The 17,166-nt window shown below is 66.9% G+C and carries 20 protein-coding genes and 1 tRNA gene; 13 read left to right on the forward strand and 8 right to left on the reverse strand.

What is annotated here, in order from left to right; genetic code table 11:
• On the reverse strand, positions 1–495 hold a 495-nt coding region (locus Q8R27_RS13635), incomplete at its 3' end, for a TetR/AcrR family transcriptional regulator (RefSeq protein ID WP_305699533.1).
• A gap of 431 nt (positions 496–926) precedes the next feature.
• Between Q8R27_RS13635 and Q8R27_RS13640 the strand changes: the two genes are divergently transcribed.
• Entirely contained in the window at positions 927–2,135 is a 1,209-nt protein-coding gene (locus Q8R27_RS13640; RefSeq protein WP_305699534.1) for an integrase family protein, read from the forward strand.
• Positions 2,136–2,657: 522 nt separating this feature from the next.
• Here the strand turns inward: Q8R27_RS13640 and Q8R27_RS13645 are convergent.
• Positions 2,658–2,733 (reverse strand) — tRNA-Lys (locus Q8R27_RS13645).
• A gap of 98 nt (positions 2,734–2,831) precedes the next feature.
• On the opposite strand from Q8R27_RS13645, the gene Q8R27_RS13650 reads away from it, so the two are divergent.
• Positions 2,832–3,179 (forward strand): Hpt domain-containing protein, encoded by a 348-nt coding sequence (locus Q8R27_RS13650; RefSeq protein ID WP_305699535.1) that lies wholly within the window; start codon positions 2,832–2,834, stop codon positions 3,177–3,179.
• Positions 3,180–3,182: 3 nt separating this feature from the next.
• On the opposite strand, the gene gcvA is transcribed toward Q8R27_RS13650, so the two are convergent.
• A complete protein-coding gene (gene gcvA / locus Q8R27_RS13655; RefSeq protein ID WP_305699536.1) occupies positions 3,183–4,139 on the reverse strand; it encodes a transcriptional regulator GcvA in 957 nt (318 codons plus the stop codon).
• Positions 4,140–4,333: 194 nt separating this feature from the next.
• Between gcvA and cobA the strand changes: the two genes are divergently transcribed.
• The 7 genes from cobA to Q8R27_RS13690 are packed head-to-tail and all read left to right on the forward strand — an operon-like array spanning position 4,334 to position 9,777.
• Positions 4,334–5,176 (forward strand): uroporphyrinogen-III C-methyltransferase, encoded by an 843-nt coding sequence (gene cobA, locus Q8R27_RS13660; RefSeq protein WP_305699537.1) that lies wholly within the window; start codon positions 4,334–4,336, stop codon positions 5,174–5,176.
• Entirely contained in the window at positions 5,173–5,532 is a 360-nt protein-coding gene (locus Q8R27_RS13665; protein ID WP_305699538.1) for a DUF2849 domain-containing protein, read from the forward strand. Before cobA ends, Q8R27_RS13665 begins: the two co-directional genes overlap by 4 nt.
• Before the next feature lie 7 nt (positions 5,533–5,539).
• Positions 5,540–7,195, forward strand: coding sequence for a nitrite/sulfite reductase (locus Q8R27_RS13670; protein WP_305699539.1), 1,656 nt, complete (start codon positions 5,540–5,542; stop codon positions 7,193–7,195).
• Complete coding sequence (locus tag Q8R27_RS13675; protein ID WP_305699540.1) at positions 7,179–7,679, forward strand: DUF934 domain-containing protein; 501 nt, start codon at positions 7,179–7,181, stop codon at positions 7,677–7,679. Before Q8R27_RS13670 ends, Q8R27_RS13675 begins: the two co-directional genes overlap by 17 nt.
• Before the next feature lie 2 nt (positions 7,680–7,681).
• Positions 7,682–8,422 (forward strand): phosphoadenylyl-sulfate reductase, encoded by a 741-nt coding sequence (locus Q8R27_RS13680; RefSeq protein WP_305699541.1) that lies wholly within the window; start codon positions 7,682–7,684, stop codon positions 8,420–8,422.
• Between the two features lie 23 nt (positions 8,423–8,445).
• A complete protein-coding gene (locus Q8R27_RS13685; protein WP_305699542.1) occupies positions 8,446–9,261 on the forward strand; it encodes a ferredoxin--NADP reductase in 816 nt (271 codons plus the stop codon).
• Positions 9,262–9,294: 33 nt separating this feature from the next.
• A complete protein-coding gene (locus Q8R27_RS13690) occupies positions 9,295–9,777 on the forward strand; it encodes a DUF2061 domain-containing protein (protein WP_305699543.1) in 483 nt (160 codons plus the stop codon).
• A 9-nt stretch (positions 9,778–9,786) separates the two neighbouring features.
• Here Q8R27_RS13690 and Q8R27_RS13695 read toward each other — a convergent pair whose 3' ends face one another.
• On the reverse strand, positions 9,787–10,266 hold the full coding sequence (locus tag Q8R27_RS13695; protein WP_305597755.1) for a 3D domain-containing protein: 480 nt from the start codon (positions 10,264–10,266) through the stop codon (positions 9,787–9,789).
• A 174-nt stretch (positions 10,267–10,440) separates the two neighbouring features.
• Between Q8R27_RS13695 and Q8R27_RS13700 the strand changes: the two genes are divergently transcribed.
• Genes Q8R27_RS13700 through folD form a run of 4 tightly spaced genes read left to right on the forward strand, consistent with a single transcriptional unit; the run spans position 10,441 to position 13,458 of the window.
• Complete coding sequence (locus tag Q8R27_RS13700; protein ID WP_305699544.1) at positions 10,441–11,022, forward strand: glutathione S-transferase family protein; 582 nt, start codon at positions 10,441–10,443, stop codon at positions 11,020–11,022.
• Positions 11,019–12,053, forward strand: a complete 1,035-nt coding sequence (locus Q8R27_RS13705; RefSeq protein ID WP_305699545.1) for a S1/P1 Nuclease — start codon at positions 11,019–11,021, stop codon at positions 12,051–12,053. Before Q8R27_RS13700 ends, Q8R27_RS13705 begins: the two co-directional genes overlap by 4 nt.
• Positions 12,053–12,529, forward strand: coding sequence for an NUDIX domain-containing protein (locus Q8R27_RS13710; protein WP_305699546.1), 477 nt, complete (start codon positions 12,053–12,055; stop codon positions 12,527–12,529). Before Q8R27_RS13705 ends, Q8R27_RS13710 begins: the two co-directional genes overlap by 1 nt.
• A 29-nt stretch (positions 12,530–12,558) precedes the next feature.
• A complete protein-coding gene (gene folD / locus Q8R27_RS13715; RefSeq protein WP_305699547.1) occupies positions 12,559–13,458 on the forward strand; it encodes a bifunctional methylenetetrahydrofolate dehydrogenase/methenyltetrahydrofolate cyclohydrolase FolD in 900 nt (299 codons plus the stop codon).
• Here the strand turns inward: folD and Q8R27_RS13720 are convergent.
• The 4 genes from Q8R27_RS13720 to Q8R27_RS13735 are packed head-to-tail and all read right to left on the reverse strand — an operon-like array spanning position 13,455 to position 16,961.
• Positions 13,455–14,090 carry an ABC-type transport auxiliary lipoprotein family protein gene (locus tag Q8R27_RS13720; protein WP_305699548.1) on the reverse strand — a complete coding sequence of 212 codons (636 nt, stop codon included), beginning with the start codon at positions 14,088–14,090 and terminating at the stop codon, positions 13,455–13,457. The two genes, folD and Q8R27_RS13720, sit on opposite strands and share 4 nt — an antisense overlap.
• The gene (locus Q8R27_RS13725; protein ID WP_305699549.1) at positions 14,087–15,025 is read right to left on the reverse strand and encodes an MlaD family protein; all 939 of its coding nucleotides are present in this window, start codon (positions 15,023–15,025) and stop codon (positions 14,087–14,089) included. Before Q8R27_RS13725 ends, Q8R27_RS13720 begins: the two co-directional genes overlap by 4 nt.
• On the reverse strand, positions 15,025–15,807 hold the full coding sequence (locus Q8R27_RS13730; RefSeq protein ID WP_305699551.1) for an ABC transporter ATP-binding protein: 783 nt from the start codon (positions 15,805–15,807) through the stop codon (positions 15,025–15,027). The genes Q8R27_RS13725 and Q8R27_RS13730 overlap by 1 nt, the downstream gene beginning before the upstream one ends.
• A gap of 38 nt (positions 15,808–15,845) precedes the next feature.
• Positions 15,846–16,961 carry an ABC transporter permease gene (locus tag Q8R27_RS13735; RefSeq protein ID WP_305699550.1) on the reverse strand — a complete coding sequence of 372 codons (1,116 nt, stop codon included), beginning with the start codon at positions 16,959–16,961 and terminating at the stop codon, positions 15,846–15,848.
• Positions 16,962–17,166 lie beyond the last annotated feature (205 nt).

A 17,166-nucleotide genomic window follows, 5' to 3' on the forward strand; every position in this document is an offset into this window, starting at 1 on the left:
GACACATATCGCTCCTATCGCTTCGGCTAAAATGGAGGCAGCGAGGGCGTCGGCATCTGCTCTGCCTCTGAGTGTGAGCGGTCCCGCAAGAAACTGGCGCACCAACCGCGCATCGCGCGCGTAGTGCCCGCGTGCGGCTAGTGGCAAACGTTGGACCTCGCTTGCCAAGAGCGCGAGTGGACAGCCGGAAGTGTAGTCATCCCGGTGTTCTGGCGACAGGTAGCTGTCAACGAACGCAATGAGCTGAGCCACCGGAGCCAGATCTTCCCAGCTTCGGCGCTTAGCACGAGCCTGTTCGAACATCCGGTCTATCGCAGCATCCACCATGGCGTCGCGCGATTGAAAATGGCCGTAAAACCCTCCGTGGGTCATGCCTACTCGCTTGGTGACGCCCCCCAGAGTGGCGGCCTGAACGCCCAGGGTTCGAATTGTACGAACGGCTTCCTCAAGCAGCTTTTCACGGGTGGTCGCTGCATGGCTGGCTTTGTATCTCATGGCTCACCAGGATTATATGTTGACTATCATCTTAAACGCTCGGTTGAAGCCTACGCTGCGGCTGCAAAGCCATTCCACCAACGGGGCAAGCTTCCACACGCCCGATAGCAATAGAATGATGGGTATAATCTAATTCCCTGCCAAGGAACTCGACTCGCGCAGAACACGAGCGGCGATGAGGTCGGCATCGTCGACCCCGGAGCAAACGCTACGCGCGCCGCAAAGGAACCACCGTCGAGGTCCGACTCCGGTGCCACGTGCAAAATCCAACCTGTCCGGCCGCTGAAAGCGGCAAGGCCTTCCGCCACCACGAATTTCTCCTAGCAACGCTGAGCCGACCGCAGATGTCCACGTTCTGCGAATCGATAGTGTATAGATATATCGAAGCGGTTAAGGCATGAGATCTTGACCGGTGGATAAGAGGTCTTGCCATGGAAATTCTCACTGAGGTTGCTATCGCCAAGGCGGTTTCGACGGCAACGAACAACAAGCGAATCGAATTGATGGACGCCCAGGAGCCGGGTTTGAGGCTGCGCGTGGGCCCTCGCAAAGCCAGTTGGTCAGTCCTGGTCACCGACCATATGGAAAAGCGACGGCGTATTCCGCTTGGCGCTTGGCCGGAAGTTGATCTCGCCCAAGCCAGGTGGACGGCGGCAGGCTACCGAAATCCAGACAGCGGCATGAGATCGGGGGAGATGCTGCTCACCGTCAGCGATCTGCTTGCGCGATACGAATGGATGAAACTGCGAGATCTGCGACGTGGATCGTCTGTGCATCGTTCGCTCACGCTTGGGCTACGGCCTTTGCTGACCCGGAGTTACCTGCGGATAACCCGTCGCGATATCAGCGAAGCCATCCAACTGGTGGCGGTGTCGGCGCCGATCCACGCCAATAGAATTCTGGCCTACACTAAGGCCATGTTCAGCTGGGCGGTGGCCCACGGCCTCCTTGAGGCGAACCCTGCCCAGAATGTGCCTAAACCGGTCCGCGAGCGGTCCAGGGATCGAACGCCCACCCTTCAGGAATTGGCGCTGATTTTCGACTGCGCGGAGTTCTTGGAATATCCGTTTTGCCACCTCATCCGTCTGATGATTCTCACCGCTTGCCGACGCGAGGAAGTGGGGGCGATGCGGGTGAGAGAACTCCATCTCCCTAAAGGAGCGAAGACGGGCGAGTGGATGATCCCGCCCGCGCGCACCAAAAACGGGCGAGCCCTGAAGATCCCTCTCAGCCCGCTCGCACGCCGATTGGTGGAGCAAGCTCTGGATGCGCGTCCCGACGCTAGCCCTTTCGTCTTCACCACGACCGGCGTGTCACCCGTTTCAGGCTGGTCCAAGGTCAAGAGAAGGCTTGATGATGCGATTACCGGCTGGGGCGGCGCGGAGCCGCTTGAGCCGTGGCGGTTTCATGATTTTCGTCGCTCATTCGCGACCATCGCCTGCGAAGTCCTGAATGTACGTCCAGAAGTGGCGGACCGATGCCTCAACCATGTTGGGGCGTCGACCACGTCGACCATCGCGCGGGTTTATGCGCGACATCAGTTTTTTCCTCAGCGCAAAATGGCCCTCGAGAAGTATGCCTCGCTGATTGAGGAGGCGCTCGACGATGCACCCTACTACGGGGGTTCTGCGATCGAGTGAGCCGTAACGCAACGAATCGGCTGCCTGCCGAGAACGCCGTCCGGCGCCCGCCATTCCGACATGTTACAAACGGCCAAAGTGCGTAACATTTGCTCCGTGAGCGGAGCATAACGCATGGTTTCCGTAGGTTCATCGATTCAGCCGTTTTCCGCGAAAAAGACGCCGAAAACACCCGCCAAGGCACTGGGATCGGGCTGGGTTCAAAATCTGTTACGGCCGCCGCGTAACGCGTAAGTACCTGATTCAATTGCCAAGTTACGCTGTCTTTGAGGCAGCTGCGACCGTCGGCTGGTGCGACTACAAACCCGTCGGGCTCAAAAAATTACAAGATAACCGACCTGCGTGATCCCAATCATCCCCGGCTTGGGGATGCAATGGTGCTTTCAAAACAATGATTTGCGCCGCATCGCGCGAGATGGGACCTGCTGATCGATTTTGATCGAAGGAATTCTGTTACGCGAGCAGAACCCAATCTGATCCCAATTCGCGATTGGACGACCACCAAATTGTTTGTGAAAACAATGGTGGGTGCAGTAGGATTCGAACCTACGACCCGCTGATTAAGAGTCAGCTGCTCTACCAACTGAGCTATGCACCCATTCTCGCTGCGTCGCCCCTGATCCAGGGCTGGCGGCGAGGGCGCGGAAAATACGCGAAAACGCGCCCATGGCAAGGCATGCGAATACGGAGGTTGAGATGGCGCGGCGCGACCTGACCGGGGCGGTCGATTTCGCCTATCTGGAAAGCTTTGCGGCGGGTGATGCGCAGGTGGTCGATGAGGTGCTGGCGCTGTTCCGTGAACAGGCCGCGATCTGGTCGTCGATGCTGAATCCGGCGTCGGAGGGCTGGCGCGACGCGGTGCACACCGTGAAGGGCGCGGCCCGTGGGGTCGGGGCCTTCGCGCTGGGCGACGCCTGCGAGGCGGCCGAGGTCGAGGGCTCGGGGAAGCTGGGCGGCGTGCACGACGCGCTGGATGCGGCGCTGGCCGACGTGGCCGCCTACGCCCACGAGCGCGCGTTGCAGTCGCTGAAGACCCCGCGCTGAGCCCTAGATGCCCGCGCCGTTGTCGATGGCCATCAGCGCGGCTTCGTGCGCTTCGGCCTCGGCGGTGATCCAGTTCACGAACGCCTTGACCTGCGGCAGCCGGCCCTTGGGCTTGGGGTGGACGAGGTAGTAGGCGAAGTCGACCGCGGTGGCGATCTGCAGCGGTGCTATCAGCCGGCCGGCCTCGAGATCGGCCTGGGCCAGCGTCCGCTTGGCCAGCGCGACGCCCCGTCCGTTCAGCGCCGCCTCGATCACCAGGCTGGACTGGTTGAAGCGGGGCCCGCGCGCGCCGTCCACACCACGCACGCCGCGCGCCGCCAGCCACATCGCCCAGTCGGGGCACGAATCGTCCGGCTCCGGCGAGCCGTCGTGCAGCAGGATGTGGTTCATCAGGTCTTTGGGCTCGGCCAGCGGCTGGGCGGCCAGGAGCTCTGGGCTGATCACCGGCAGCACGGTCTCGCTCATCAGCCGGCGCACCTCGAGCCCCGGATAGCGTCCGCCGCCGTAGCGGATCGCCACGTCGACTTCCCCTGTGGTGAGGTCCACGAGCTCCAGGCCGGCGGACAGCCAGACGTCGACTTGCGGAAACGCCTGTTCGAATTTCCCCAGCCTCGGCACCAGCCACTTGGCGGCGAACGACGGCGCGGCGGTCAGCGTCAGCCGGCGGCCGTCGACGGCGGCGGTGAGCAGGGAGGCGGCCTCGGCCAGCCGATCGAACGCCTCGCGCAGGGCGGGCAGGGCGGTCTGCGCTGCGTCAGTCAGCAGCAGGCCTTTGGGCGTGCGCTTGAACAGCGAGGCGCCCACATAGTCCTCAAGGTTTTGAATCTGTTGGCTCACGGCGCCAGGCGTCACCGACAGCTCATCGGCCGCGCGACTGAAGTTCAGGTGCCGGGCCGCGGCTTCGAAGGCCCGGAGTGCGTTGAGCGGGGGCAGACGGCGGCGCTCGGCGTTGCGTTCCATGAGTTTTGCTGACAGCCCCGCTAGAAGTCTTGCGCTTGCGAAGTGGGCCGCCCCGCACCAATTTGCAAGCGTCCGGCGGTGTATCGGCCCTTTTCATCGTCGGGTATATGACGGGGCGGGCGAAAGCCCGTCCCGTCTCGTTTCGGGGGGGCGATTCCTCTGATACGATCACGATGGGGTTTAGAGAAGCTAACATGGTGGCTCACAGGGACAAGGCTGCGAAGGGCGCAAGGCGGCTCGTCGTGCTGGGCGAGCGCCGCGGGCGTGCGCCTGGTCGCGTGTGGCTGGTCGGCGCCGGTCCGGGCGATCCGGAATTGCTGACGATCAAGGCTCTGAGAGTGCTGCAAGGCGCCGACGTCGTGGTGCATGACGGCCTGGTGCCGGCCGAGATCCTGGATCTGGCGCCGCCCGCCGCGCGCCGCATCTCGGTCGCCAAGCGCAAGTCGCGACACTCCTACGCCCAGGACGAGATCAACCGCATGCTGGTGGCCTTCGCGCGCGACGGGCTGGAGGTCGTGCGCCTGAAGGGCGGCGACCCGTTTATCTTCGGACGGGGCGGCGAGGAGCTGGAAGCCTGCCGTGCGGCCGGCGTCGAGTGCGGCGTGGTGCCGGGCGTCACCGCGGCCTTGGCGGCCGGCGCCGCGGCTGGCGCGCCGCTCACCCATCGCGGAGCCGCCCAGGCGGTCACCTTCGTCACGGGCCACGCGGCGACGGGCGAGGCTCCCGATCTCGACTGGCCGAGCTTGGCCCGCGCCAACCAGACGGTGGTGATCTACATGGGTCTGAGCACATCGGGCCTGATCGCCGAGCGGCTGATCGCCGCCGGCCGGGCCGACGCGACGCCGGCGCTGATCGTGGTCGACGCCTCGCGCGCCAACGAACAGCGGATCATCACGACCCTGGGAGGCCTGGCTCAGGCCGCTGAGGGCCTGGACGGCCCGGCGCTGCTGCTGCTGGGCGAGGCGATGGCGCTGGCCCAGGTCGACGCCGCCGGTCTGGCCGGGTATGAGGGCGCCGAACTGGAGGCCAAGGCATGAAGGCGCTGACCGCCAACCGACTGACCGACGGCGAGGTCGTCTTCTGGAATCAAGGCCGCTGGGTCGAACGCTTCGCCGACGCGGAGTTGTTCGCCGAGGCAGGCCCCGGCGAGACCGCCGAGGGGCACGCCAAGGCCCAGCCGACGGTGGTCATCGAGCCCTACCTCATCGACCTTATCGAGGCCGGCGAGCTGTGGGCGCCGCTGTCCTACCGCGAGCGCCTGCGCGCGCTCGGACCGACCAATCGACTGGACCACGGCAAGCAGGTCGAAGGCGGCGATGTCGTCGAGGCCCTGCAGCACGCGTCGGGCGCCGCGCGCTCGACCGGCCGGGTCAATCTGATCAAGCGTAAGTAAGGTCGCCATGTACGTCTACGACACCCTCGACAAGGAATTCCTGGCTGACCGCGCGAGCGAGTTCCGCGAGCAAGTCGGTCGTCGCCTGAGCGGTGAGATCACCGAGGACCAGTTCAAGGCGATCCGCCTGATGAATGGCCTCTATCTGCAGCTCCACGCCTACATGCTGCGGGTGGCCATTCCCTATGGCGCGCTGGATGCACGCCAGATGCGCAAGCTCGCTGAGATCGCGCGCACCTACGACAAAGGCTACGGCCACTTCACCACGCGCACCAACCTGCAGTTCCACTGGATCAAGCTGGCCGACGCGCCGGACATCCTGGACGAGCTAGCGTCGGTGGACATGCACGCCATCCAGACCAGCGGCAACTGCATCCGCAACGTCACCGCCGACCCGTTCGCGGGCGCCACGGCGGAAGAGGTCGACGACCCACGCGTGTGGGCCGAGGCCATGCGCCAGTGGTCCAGCCTGCACCCGGAATTTTCGTTCCTGCCGCGCAAGTTCAAGATCGCGGTGACCGCATCGCCCAAGGACCGGACGGCGGCCAAGGTCCATGACATCGGCCTGGTGATGAAGCGCGCCCGCGACGGGACTCTGGGCTTCGAGGTGATCGTCGGCGGCGGCATGGGGCGCACGCCCTACGTGGGCTCGACGATCCGCGAGTTCCTGCCGGCCGCGCGGCTGGTCTCCTATCTGGAGGCGGTGCTGCGGGTCTACAATCGCCACGGACGGCGCGACAACATCTACAAGGCGCGGATTAAGATCCTGGTCGCCGCGCTCGGCGCCGAGGAATTCGGCCGCCAGGTCGAAGCCGAATGGGCGCAGATCGGCCCTGAGTCCGATCTGCCGGACACCGAGCTCGCGCGCATCCGCTCGGCGTTCGCGCCTACCGCTTTCGAAACCCTGCCGGCCCGCTCCGAGGCCTTCGAGGCCGCAAAGGCCGCCGACAAGGCGCTGGCCCGCTTCGCCCGCAACAATGTCAAGCCGCACAAGAAGCCAGGCTATGCGATCGTCGAGGTCTCGCTGAAGGCGATCGGCGAGACGCCCGGCGACGCCTCGGCCGACCAGATGGACGTGATCGCCGACCTGGCCGAGCGCTACGGCCAGAACGACATCCGCGTGACCCACGAGCAGAACCTGGTGCTGCCGCACGTCAAGCTCGACGACGTTCCGGCGGTGCACGCCGCCCTGGCTGCGGCCGGGATTGCGAGCGCGAACATCAACCTGATCACCGACATCATCGCCTGCCCGGGGCTGGACTACTGCGCGCTCGCCAACGCGCGCGCCATCCCCATCGCCCAGGACATCGCCGAGCACTTCCGCGACCAGGACCGGGCTGAGGATGTGGGCGAGCTGAAGATCAAGATCTCGGGCTGCATCAACGCCTGCGGCCACCATCATGTCGGCCACATCGGCATTCTGGGCGTCGATAAGAAGGGCGAGGAGTTCTACCAGCTCAGCCTGGGCGGATCGGGCGCGGAGGACGCGGCGGTCGGCCAGATCCTCGGCCCGGCATTGCCCGCCCATCGGGTGGCCGAGGCCGTGGACACCCTGGTCGAGGTCTATCTGCGTGAACGCAGCGCCGGCGAGCGGTTCCTGGACACCTTCCGCCGCACTGGGGCCGCGCCGTTCAAGGAGGCCGTCTATGCCGGCGCTCATTAGGTTCGAGGGCGGTCGCATGACCGCCGTCGACGACCCATTCACCGAGATCGCCGACGATGAGGGCATGGCTCCTGGCGACGTGATCATCTCGCTGACCCGCTTCCAGGCGGAAGGCGAACGGCTTCTGGCCGAGGGCCGCTCCGTCGGCGTGCGGCTGGAGCCGGCCGAGGAGGTCGAGGCGCTGGCCTACGATCTGCCGCGCATCGCGCTGGTCGCGCTGGCCTTTCCGAAGTACCGCGACGGGCGGGCCTACACCTCAGCGCGGCTGCTGCGCGAGCGCTGCGGCTACAAGGGCGAGGTGAGGGCGGTCGGCGAGGTGCTGCGCGAACAGGCCCAGTTCATGGTCCGCTGCGGCGTTGACGCCTTCGCGCCGGCCGACGGCTCCAGCGCCGAGGAATGGGAACAGGCGTCGCGTCGGTTCCGACACGTCTATCAACGCGCTTCGGACGGTCGAGCGCCTGCTTTCGCGGAGCGCGGAGAGTGAGCATGGCTTACGACAACATCGAAAGCTCGCAGTCGCTGGCGGCGCGTCTGGACGCCGAACTGCGCCGCGCGCACCCCTCGAGCGTGCTGGCCGCCGCGGTCGACACCTTCGGCGACCGGCTGGCCCTGGTCTCGTCCTTCGGGGCGGAGTCGGCGGTGCTCCTGCATCTGGCCGCGCAGATCAAGCCGGATATCCCGGTGCTGTTTCTCGACACTGGCATGCTGTTCGGCCAGACCCTGGACTACCGCAAGACGTTGGCCGCGCGGCTCGGCCTCACCGACGTGCGTGACCTGCGTCCGCACTATCAGGATCTGGCGGTGGTCGACCCCAGGGCCAACCTCTGGCAGACCGACACCGACGCCTGCTGCGCGTTGCGCAAGGTCGTTCCGCTGGACGACGCCCTGGGCGGGTTCGACGCCTGGGTGACCGGACGCAAGCGCTTCCACGGCGGCGACCGCATGTCGCTGCCGGTGGTCGAGCACCAAGGCTCGCAGCTGAAGTTCAACCCGCTGGCCAACTGGGCCAAGGACGAACTCGACGCCTATGTCGCGACCCATGACCTGCCGGCCCATCCGCTGGTCGCCCAAGGCTTCGCCTCGATCGGCTGCTGGCCGTGCACGCAACCCGTCGACGAAGGCGAAGATGTCCGCGCTGGCCGTTGGAAGGGCTCGCAGAAGTCTGAGTGCGGCATCCATCTCGCCCGCGCGCCCGGCGCCATCGTCGATGTCGGCGGCGACATCTAGTTCCCAGCCTTCCTGGACCCCTCATGACCGAAGTCACTGCCGCCAAGCCGGCCGCCAAGGCCGGCGGCGCCTTCCTCACCGAACGCGTCACCTGGGTCCAGCACTGGACCGACAGCCTGTTCTCGTTCCGCACCACGCGCGATGCGTCGCTGCGCTTCGAGAGCGGCCAGTTCGTGATGGTCGGCCTGATGACCGAAGAGGGGCGCCCGCTGGTGCGCGCATATTCCATCGCGAGCCCGTCGTGGGCCGAATATCTCGAGTTCTACTCGATCAAGGTGGCGGACGGTCCGCTGACCTCGCGCCTGCAGAAGATCCAGGTCGGCGACGAGCTGCTGGTCGGCAGGAAGCCCACCGGAACCCTGGTGTTGGACGGCCTGAAGCCCGGCAAGCGGCTGTACATGCTCGGAACCGGCACCGGGCTCGCGCCCTGGCTGGCCCTGGCGCGCGACCCTGAGGTCTATGAGCGCTTCGACGAGGTGATCGTCACCCACACGGTGCGTCAGGTCGCCGACCTCAACTATCGCCAGATGCTGGAGCAGGACCTGGCGAACGATCCGGACCTGGGCGAGCTGATCGGGCCCAAGCTGCGCTACTACCCGACCGTGACGCGCGAGCCTTTCAAGACCCAGGGCCGCATCACCGACCTGATCACCTCGGGCAAGCTGTTCACCGATCTTGGCGTGCCGCCGTTCGACCCGGCGGTCGACCGGTTCATGATGTGCGGCGGCCCTTCGGTCCTGGCGGACCTGAAGCAGATCATGCTGGATCGCGGCTATGTTGAAGGCTCGATCGCCAAGCCGGGCGACTTCGTGCTGGAACGCGCCTTCGTCGAGACCTGAGGCGGTCTGACCCACCCACCGTCCGGACGTGCGATGTCACCGATCGAAGAGCACAATCGCGCGGTGCATCTGCCGCTCGAGAAAATCCATCTCGGCAGCGTCGAGTCCCACGCGCGCGCGCTGGCCAAGGCGGTCACCTGGCGCATGGTCGGAACCGCCGACACCTTCCTGTGGAGCTGGCTGATCACCGGCGACCCAAAGGGCGCCGGAGCCATCGCCGGCCTTGAGACCTTGACCAAGATCGGGCTGTTCTACCTGCACGAACGCGCCTGGCGGCTGATCCGCTGGTCGCCGAACGCGCGTCTGCGCTCACTTCTAAAGGCCTTCAGCTGGCGCGTGGTGGGTAGCCTCGACACCTTCGGCCTGAGCTTCCTGGTCACTGGCAGCCTGAAGCACGCCTCAGCGATCGCCGTAGCCGAGGTCATCACAAAGATCGCGCTGTATTACCTGCATGAACGCGCTTGGCGTCGTATCGCGTGGGGAAGGCTGGAAGCGCCCGCCGAAACGCCGGCCTGATGCGGCCGCCTATTTAGGCGGGCAGCCCTTGAATTCACCGACCTTGACGGCCGAGAGCTTGGAGAGGTTCAGCGGCATCATCGATTTCATCGAGCCGGAGCCCGCGCCGGTAAACAGGTCGATGCGTTCGCCCTTGATCGCGCCGCCGACGTCGGAGGCGTACCAGTAGCCGTCGTGGACGCCGCCATCGGGCATCGGCAGGCCGACGGTCTCCTTGATGAACAGCACGGTCCGGCGGGGGATCAGGTTCCTGTCGATGGCCGCGGTGCGCATCGCCACGACCTTGCAGCCCAGCGAATCCAGCGCGCCGACGCCACGCGCGCCGGCGTGGTAGAGCGTCGCCTTCAGCCGATAGCCGGGGCTGCCGGGCAGCGAGCCGGTGACCACCGACATGATCAGATCACCGATTGGATCGGTGGACGCAGCTTGTGCGTTTGATGTGGCGGCGATCAGGGAGATTGCGGCCAGAGCGGCGAGGCGGCGTCGCATGGACGGCGTCTCCTTCGTCGTTGAACTGGTAGCTTGACCGACTCCTAGCCGGACTCAGCGCAGGCGACAACCCCCGGCGTTGTCGCAGCGACTTGCGCGCGCACTGCGAACCGCCACACAACAGCTAGGGCCGGGAACGCGGTCTATACCACCACCCCTAGAAGAGGGCGCGCCATGAAGGTCTATGGCGACTCGATCTCCGGCAACTGCTTGAAGGTCAAATGGACGGCCGACCGGCTGGGAATTCCCTACGACTGGATCGAGGTGGATTTCCAGAAAGGGACCACGCGGACGCCAGAATATCTGGCGCTCAATCCTGCAGGACAGGTCCCGCTGGTGATCCTCGACGACGGTCGGCCACTGGCGCAGTCGAACGCCATCATCCTGCATCTGGCGGAAGGTTCTGACCTGATCCCCGCAGACGCCTACGATCGGGCGAAGATGTTCGAATGGCTGTTCTGGGAGCAGTACAGCCACGAGCCCTACGTCGCCGTCGCGCGCTTCCAGGTGCGATACCTGGGCCGCGCGGTGAGCGAGCTGGAGCCGCGGATCGTCGAGCGCGGGCGCGCCGCGCTGGCCCGGCTGGAGCTGGCCGCGACCGCATCGCCGTTCCTGGTCGGCGCGGCTGTCACCCTGGCTGATGTCTCCCTGGTGGCCTACACCCGCTGGGCCGATCATGGCGGCTTCGAGCTCACCGACTATCCGGCGGTGCAGGGCTGGATCGGGCGGGTGGAACAGGCGATGGGGATCGAATGACCAGGGCCGCCCGCCATCACGTCCCGCGCACCGCGGCCGCGATCCTGGCGATCGTGCTGGCGACGGCTGCGCCCGACGCGGCGCTGGCCTGGGGCGCCACCGGTCATCGCATCGTCGGCGAGGAGGCGATCGCCGCCTTACCGCGCGACCTGCCGGCCTTCCTGCGCAATCCCCGCGCCGCGGCCGACGTGGGCGAACTGGCGCGCGAGCCCGACCGCTCCAAAGGCGCAGGCAAGACCCACGACTCGAACCTCGACCCGGCCCACTACATCGACCTTGACGACGCCGGGAAGGCGTTCGGCGGTCCGAGCCTGCGGGCCTTGCCGCCGACTCGCGCGGAATATGAGGCGGCGCTGCAGGCCGTCGGCCAGGATAGCTGGAAGGCGGGCTACCTTCCGTACTCGATCGTCGAGCAACATCAACAGCTTGTGGTAGATTTCGCATACTGGCGGGTGCTCGACGCGGCTGAGCGCAACCACGCCTGGCGTGGCCACCAGGCCTGGTTCCGCGACGACCGGCGTCGTCGCGAGGCGCTGATCTTCGAGACGCTGGGCCAGCTGGCGCACTTCGTCGGCGACGGGGCGCAGCCCCTGCACGCGACGCTGCACTACAACGGCTGGGGCGACTTCCCGAACCCCAAGGGCTTCACCACCGCCAAGGTCCATAGCCCGGTGGAGGGCGCGTTCGTGCGCGCCTCTGTGCGTTCGGCCGAGGTGCGGGCGCGCATGGCGCCATATCGCCCCTGCGCCTGCGCGATCGATGAACGAACCCGCAACTACCTCGCCGCCACCCACGCGCTGGTGGAGCCCTTCTACTCGTTGGAGAAGCAGGGCGGGTTCCAACGCGGCGATCCCCGCGGCGCGGCGTTCGTGACGCGCGAGCTGGCGCGCGGCGCTTCGGAACTTCGCGACATGGTCGCCGACGCCTGGCGGGCCAGCGCTACGGCCAAGGTGGGCTGGCCGGCGGTCGCGGTGGCCGACGTGGTGAACGGCAAGACCGATCCCTATACCTCGCTCTACGGCCTCGATTGATGGCGGGCGTCCCCCAATTCGGCGACCTGCGGGCCGAGCTGGCCTACAGGGACCGGCCGGCGGCCTTTGGCCTGTGCGAACGGGAAGGGCGGATCGCGCTGGTGATCGTCGACAAGCCTGGATTTGCGCCGTGGCTCGACCTGCCAGGGGGCGCGATAGATCCCGGCGAGTCAGCGGCCCAGGCCGTCGTGCGCGAGTTCGGTGAGGAGACCGGTCTGCGCATCAGCGCCGGCGAGGCCTTCGCCCACGCCGACCAGTTCTTCGTCAACACCGACGGCGAGGCGTTCAACAATCGGGCGACTTTCATGTCGGTGTCCTGGCTGGGCGAGGCGCCGGCGCTGAAGATCGAAGACGACCACACCCTGGTCTGGATCGACCCACACGAGGCCATTGAGCGTCTGCGCCACGACGCTCACGCCTGGGCGGTGTCCGCCTGGCTGCGGCGGGTCGTTGCGCCGGGACGGGCGAGCCGCTAGTCGGGGCGCGAAACTCCCGGAGCCCCACGATGCCGCAAGCCCAGATTATCGACGGCCGGGTGTTCGCCGAGCACCTGCGTGGCGTCGTCGCCGCCGAGGTGGCCGACCTGCGCGCGAAACACGGGCTGCAGCCGGGCCTGGCGGTGGTGCTGGTCGGCGCCGACGCCGCCAGCGAGATCTATGTGCGGTCCAAGGGCGAGCACTCTGTCGCCGTGGGCATGCATTCGGTGACCCACAAGCTGGCGGCCGACACCCCGCAGGCCGAGCTGCTGGCGTTGATCGCCGCGCTGAACGCCGACCCGCTGATCCACGGCATCCTCGTCCAACTTCCGCTGCCCAAGGGCCTGGACGAACGCGCTGTGCTGGCGGCGATCGATCCTGAGAAGGACGTGGACGGCCTGCACGTGGTCAACGCCGGACGTCTGGCCAGCGGGTTGCCGGCGCTGACGCCCTGCACGCCATTGGGCTGCATGATCATGTTGCGCGAGACCCTGGGCGACCTGACAGGCAAACGCGCGGTGGTGGTCGGCCGCTCGGTGCTGGTCGGCCGGCCGATCGCCCAGCTGCTGCTGCAGGCGGACTGCACCGTGACCATCGCCCACTCGCGCACTCAGGACCTGCCGGCGGTGTGCCGCGAGGCCGATATCCTGGTGGCCGCCGTCGGGCGTCCTCAGATGATCCGCGCCGACTGGGTGAAGCCTGGCGCGGCGGTCATCGACGTCGGCATCAACCGCGTGCCTTCGCGCGATCCGGAGAAGGCCTCCGCCGGCAAGACCCGGGTGGTCGGCGACGTGGCGTTCAAGGAAGTCAGTCAGGTGGCCGGCTGGATCACCCCGGTGCCGGGCGGCGTGGGCCTGATGACCGTGGCCTGTCTGCTGAAGAACACGGTCACCGCAGCCAGGCGCATCAACGGTCTGACGGCGGCCTAGGCTGAAGCGCCCAGGCGGTTGCTGAAGTCGATCAACTGACCGAGCACCGTGCGCACCGCTTCGTCGAACGCCGCGACGATCGCGCCGACGCGGTTGTCGCTTGCGCGAATACGAGCCTCCAGCACCTGCTCACCGACCTGGATCTGGTCAGCGCTGCGCACCAGGCTGACGCGAACGCGCACGATGACGCTGGGCGCCGCCTGCGGGCCCTGGTCGTAGTTGGCGTAGAAGTCACGCACATCCAGGCGCAGGGCATATTGGGTGCGCGCCGGCTCGCCGCGCGCCACCAGCCGGGCCGGGCCGGGGTTCGCGTCGAACGCCCGCATCAGCGCTTCGTCGAACAGCACCACCGCCGGCGACACCCAGCGAGCGTCCGCGATATAGGCGGCCTGGCCGCCGGTGAGCGTCAGAATCCTGTCGCCGGAAGCCGCGCGTTGAAACGACGAAGGGGTGCGGAACAGCGCCACGCCGGCGACGGGCGGCGCGGCCGGCAAGCCGGTGGCGGCGGCCGCGCCCTCGAAGCGATAGAGCTGGGACGGCTTGGTCTTGGGCAGCAGCGATATGCAGCCCGCCAGGCTCGCGGCGCAGACGATCAGGACGGCGGCCCGCAGCAGGTCTCTGGGCGCGATCATGGCTTCACCTTCATTTCCTGGGCGGCCGGTTTGCCGATGACCCCCTGCGGGCTCGACTGCAGGTCGTTGACCAGTCGCTCGAGCGATTCCGCGGATTGCTGCAATTGGACGGCGGCGGCGCTGATCTGCGGCAGGCCAGTGGTGGCGAACTCGCTGGCGGGCGCGTCGAGCTTCGACAGGATCGCCTTGGCTTCGCCAGCGGCTTCCTTGGCCTCCTCGGCGGCGTCGGCCATGGCCTTGAGCCCGCGCCGCCCATCGGTGTCCACGAGGTTGCGCCCGCTCGCGGCCAGTTTGTCGATCTCGCCGGCCGCGTGGTTGATGTTGGCCAGGGCCGATTGCGCGTCGGCGATCATCGATTTGCGCGCCTTCAGTTCGGCGGTCACCGTCTGGGCGTCGGTCAGCGCAGTCGAGAAGGTCTTGATGTTCTGGTCGGACAGCACGCGGTTCACCCGGTCGAGCGCCTCGATGGTGCGGGTCAGCACCGTGCCGCCGCCCTCAAGAAGATCGGCGAGCGCGCTGCGCTGACTGCGGATGATCGGGATCTGATCACGGGGCACGGTCGCCTTGAGCAGAGGCTTGGTCGCTGAACCTGCGGTGATCTGCACGTAGTTCACGCCAGTGATGCCCTGCGGCTCGAGAGTCGCGAAGGAATCCACCCGGATGGGCACGTCGGATGTGACCCGCGTGCGCGCGATCACCCGACTCGGGTTCGTGCGATCGAGGGCGATCTTGGTGACCTCGCCGACCTTGATGCCATTGAAGTGGACTTCGCCGCCCTGGTTCAATCCGCGCACCGGTCCCTGGAAGACGATGTCGTAGACGTCGTAGTCGTGGGCGAACTGCAGCCTGGCGAGCCACACGGAGAAGACCACCAGCCCGATGAACAGGATCAGGGAGGACAGGCCGACGAGGGCGTAGTTGGCGTTCTTTTCCATCAGGCTTCCGTCATCTTCACGCTCGCCGCCGCGCGTCCGCGCGGGCCCAGGAAGTATTCCCGGATCCACGGATGCGTGGAGCGCTCCAGTTCGCGGACCGGCGCCGTCGCCACAACCTTGCGGTCGGCGATCACCGCCACGCGGTCGGTGATCTCATAGAGGGTGTCGAGGTCGTGGGTGATCATCATCACGGTCAGCGACAGGCTGCTCTGCAGCTCCTTGATCAGGGCGTCGAAGGCGCCGGCGCTGATCGGGTCGAGGCCGGCCGTGGGCTCGTCGAGGAACAGCAGCTCCGGATCGAGCGCCAGGGCGCGGGCGAGGCCTGCGCGCTTGCGCATGCCGCCCGACAGCTCCGAGGGCTTGCGCAGGCCCGCTGCGCGCTCCAGCCCGACCAGCGCGATCTTCAGGTCGGCGAGCTCGGCGATATCCTTGCGGCTGAGGTCGGTGTGCTCGAACATCGGGGCCGCGACGTTCTCATGGACGGTGAGGTTGGAGAACAGCGCGCCCTGCTGGAACAGCACGCCCCAACGTCGCTCGATCGCCGTCCAGCGCCGGCGCGTGGCATTCTGCAGGTCCTGGCCGAACACCCGCACAATGCCCTCCTGGGGGTCGCGAAGGCCGATCACGGTGTTCAGCAGCACCGACTTGCCGGCGCCCGAGCCGCCGACGACGCCCAGGATCTCGCCGCGCTCGACGGTCAGGTCGAGGCCGTCGTGGATCACCATGTCGCCGAACGCCGAGACCAGGCCGCGCACCTCGACGACCGGCCCCTGGGTGGTCAGGCCCTCCTCGTCGCGCTCTGCGGTGGGCTGCTCCCGGCTCAAAGGTCGAGCTCCATGTAGGCCAGCGCGAACATCGCATCGATCAGGATGATGGCGAAGATCGCGTGGACCACGGCGGCGGTCACGCGGCGGCCGAGGGATTCGACGTCGCCGCCGACCTCCAGCCCCTGGCGGCAGCCGATGCCGGCGATCACCGCAGCCATCACCGGGGCCTTGGACATGCCGATCAAGAAGTGGCTGGCGCCGACATTGTCGAGGATGCGCTGGATGAAGAAGGCCGGGCCGAGATCCAGCACCGACCAGGTGACCAGCATCCCGCCCAGCAGACCCGCCAGGGTGGCCACGAAGGTCAGCAGGGGAATGGTCAGCAGGAGGGCGAAGAAGCGCGGGAACACCAGGGCTTCGAACGGGTCGACGCCCATCACCTTCATGGCGTCGATCTCCTGGTTCATCTTCATCGAGCCGATCTCTGCGGCGAAGCTCGAGGCGGAGCGGCCGGCGAGCAGCACCGCCGTGATGATGATGTTGAATTCGCGCAGCACAGCGATGCCGATCAGTTCGACGGCGAACACCTGGGCGCCGAACTGCTGAAGCATGTTCGCGCCCAAAAGGGCGACGACGGCCCCGATGAAGAACGAGGTTGTAGCGACGATCGGGATAGCGTCGAGCCCGGCGCGTTCGATCTGCGCGACGCAGGCCGCCCAGCGGATCCGACGCGGATTGAGCAGCGACTTCGCGCCCACGGCCATCAGGTGCCCGGCGAAGATCAGCGTGTCCCAGACGTCCAGCGCCAGGTCGACCACGCCCTTGCCGATGCGGATGGTCAGCTGATGGAAGTCCTTGGGCGGGCGATGGACCACCGGCTCGGTGTTCACCGCCTCCTCGACCATCTCGAGCAGGCGCATCGTCTCGGGGCGAGCGCGGACGCGGCCGGGGTCCAGGCGTCCGGAGGCCGCGCGGATGATCGCCAGCGCGCCGGCCGAATCCAGCCGCTCGACGCCCAGCAGTTCGAACTCCACGTCTTTGAGATCGCGCAGCTCGGCGGCGAGCTCCGCGGCGGCTGAGCCCATCCGTGTGGCCGTCCAGTCACCGACCAGGGACGCCCGTGCAGGGGTCACGCTGGTCTCAAGGCTGAATTGGGCGGGTTCGTCCATGAATTGAGGCGTTCTCGTCTGAGCATGGGGTGTGACGCGCGCCGCCCGATTCGCACGCTTCGAGCCAAGCTACCATCGCCTGCGCCGAGTTCGAACGTGACACGGTCAGGGTTGTTCCTTTTCAGCCCCCTGCGTCGCTGCGTCTCACCTCGCAGGCGAGTAGGGACCCGGAAAGGCGATCTGGCGTGCGCCGCCGAGGGAAAGC

It is taken from the genome of Phenylobacterium sp. (assembly GCF_030697305.1).
GTDB lineage: Bacteria > Pseudomonadota > Alphaproteobacteria > Caulobacterales > Caulobacteraceae > Phenylobacterium.

What these genes read in the sequence shown, in the direction of transcription:
- gcvA (WP_305699536.1), bottom strand. Translation starts at nt 4,139, where the DNA reads ATGGAACGCAACGCCGAGCGCCGCCGTCTGCCCCCGCTCAACGCACTC.
- Q8R27_RS13650 (WP_305699535.1), top strand. Translation starts at nt 2,832, where the DNA reads ATGGCGCGGCGCGACCTGACCGGGGCGGTCGATTTCGCCTATCTGGAA.
- Q8R27_RS13735 (WP_305699550.1), bottom strand. Translation starts at nt 16,961, where the DNA reads ATGGACGAACCCGCCCAATTCAGCCTTGAGACCAGCGTGACCCCTGCA.
- cobA (WP_305699537.1), top strand. Translation starts at nt 4,334, where the DNA reads ATGGTGGCTCACAGGGACAAGGCTGCGAAGGGCGCAAGGCGGCTCGTC.
- Q8R27_RS13675 (WP_305699540.1), top strand. Translation starts at nt 7,179, where the DNA reads ATGCCGGCGCTCATTAGGTTCGAGGGCGGTCGCATGACCGCCGTCGAC.
- Q8R27_RS13720 (WP_305699548.1), bottom strand. Translation starts at nt 14,090, where the DNA reads ATGATCGCGCCCAGAGACCTGCTGCGGGCCGCCGTCCTGATCGTCTGC.
- Q8R27_RS13665 (WP_305699538.1), top strand. Translation starts at nt 5,173, where the DNA reads ATGAAGGCGCTGACCGCCAACCGACTGACCGACGGCGAGGTCGTCTTC.
- Q8R27_RS13685 (WP_305699542.1), top strand. Translation starts at nt 8,446, where the DNA reads ATGACCGAAGTCACTGCCGCCAAGCCGGCCGCCAAGGCCGGCGGCGCC.
- Q8R27_RS13695 (WP_305597755.1), bottom strand. Translation starts at nt 10,266, where the DNA reads ATGCGACGCCGCCTCGCCGCTCTGGCCGCAATCTCCCTGATCGCCGCC.
- Q8R27_RS13705 (WP_305699545.1), top strand. Translation starts at nt 11,019, where the DNA reads ATGACCAGGGCCGCCCGCCATCACGTCCCGCGCACCGCGGCCGCGATC.
- Q8R27_RS13680 (WP_305699541.1), top strand. Translation starts at nt 7,682, where the DNA reads ATGGCTTACGACAACATCGAAAGCTCGCAGTCGCTGGCGGCGCGTCTG.
- Q8R27_RS13690 (WP_305699543.1), top strand. Translation starts at nt 9,295, where the DNA reads ATGTCACCGATCGAAGAGCACAATCGCGCGGTGCATCTGCCGCTCGAG.
- Q8R27_RS13710 (WP_305699546.1), top strand. Translation starts at nt 12,053, where the DNA reads ATGGCGGGCGTCCCCCAATTCGGCGACCTGCGGGCCGAGCTGGCCTAC.
- Q8R27_RS13670 (WP_305699539.1), top strand. Translation starts at nt 5,540, where the DNA reads ATGTACGTCTACGACACCCTCGACAAGGAATTCCTGGCTGACCGCGCG.
- Q8R27_RS13725 (WP_305699549.1), bottom strand. Translation starts at nt 15,025, where the DNA reads ATGGAAAAGAACGCCAACTACGCCCTCGTCGGCCTGTCCTCCCTGATC.
- folD (WP_305699547.1), top strand. Translation starts at nt 12,559, where the DNA reads ATGCCGCAAGCCCAGATTATCGACGGCCGGGTGTTCGCCGAGCACCTG.
- Q8R27_RS13700 (WP_305699544.1), top strand. Translation starts at nt 10,441, where the DNA reads ATGAAGGTCTATGGCGACTCGATCTCCGGCAACTGCTTGAAGGTCAAA.
- Q8R27_RS13640 (WP_305699534.1), top strand. Translation starts at nt 927, where the DNA reads ATGGAAATTCTCACTGAGGTTGCTATCGCCAAGGCGGTTTCGACGGCA.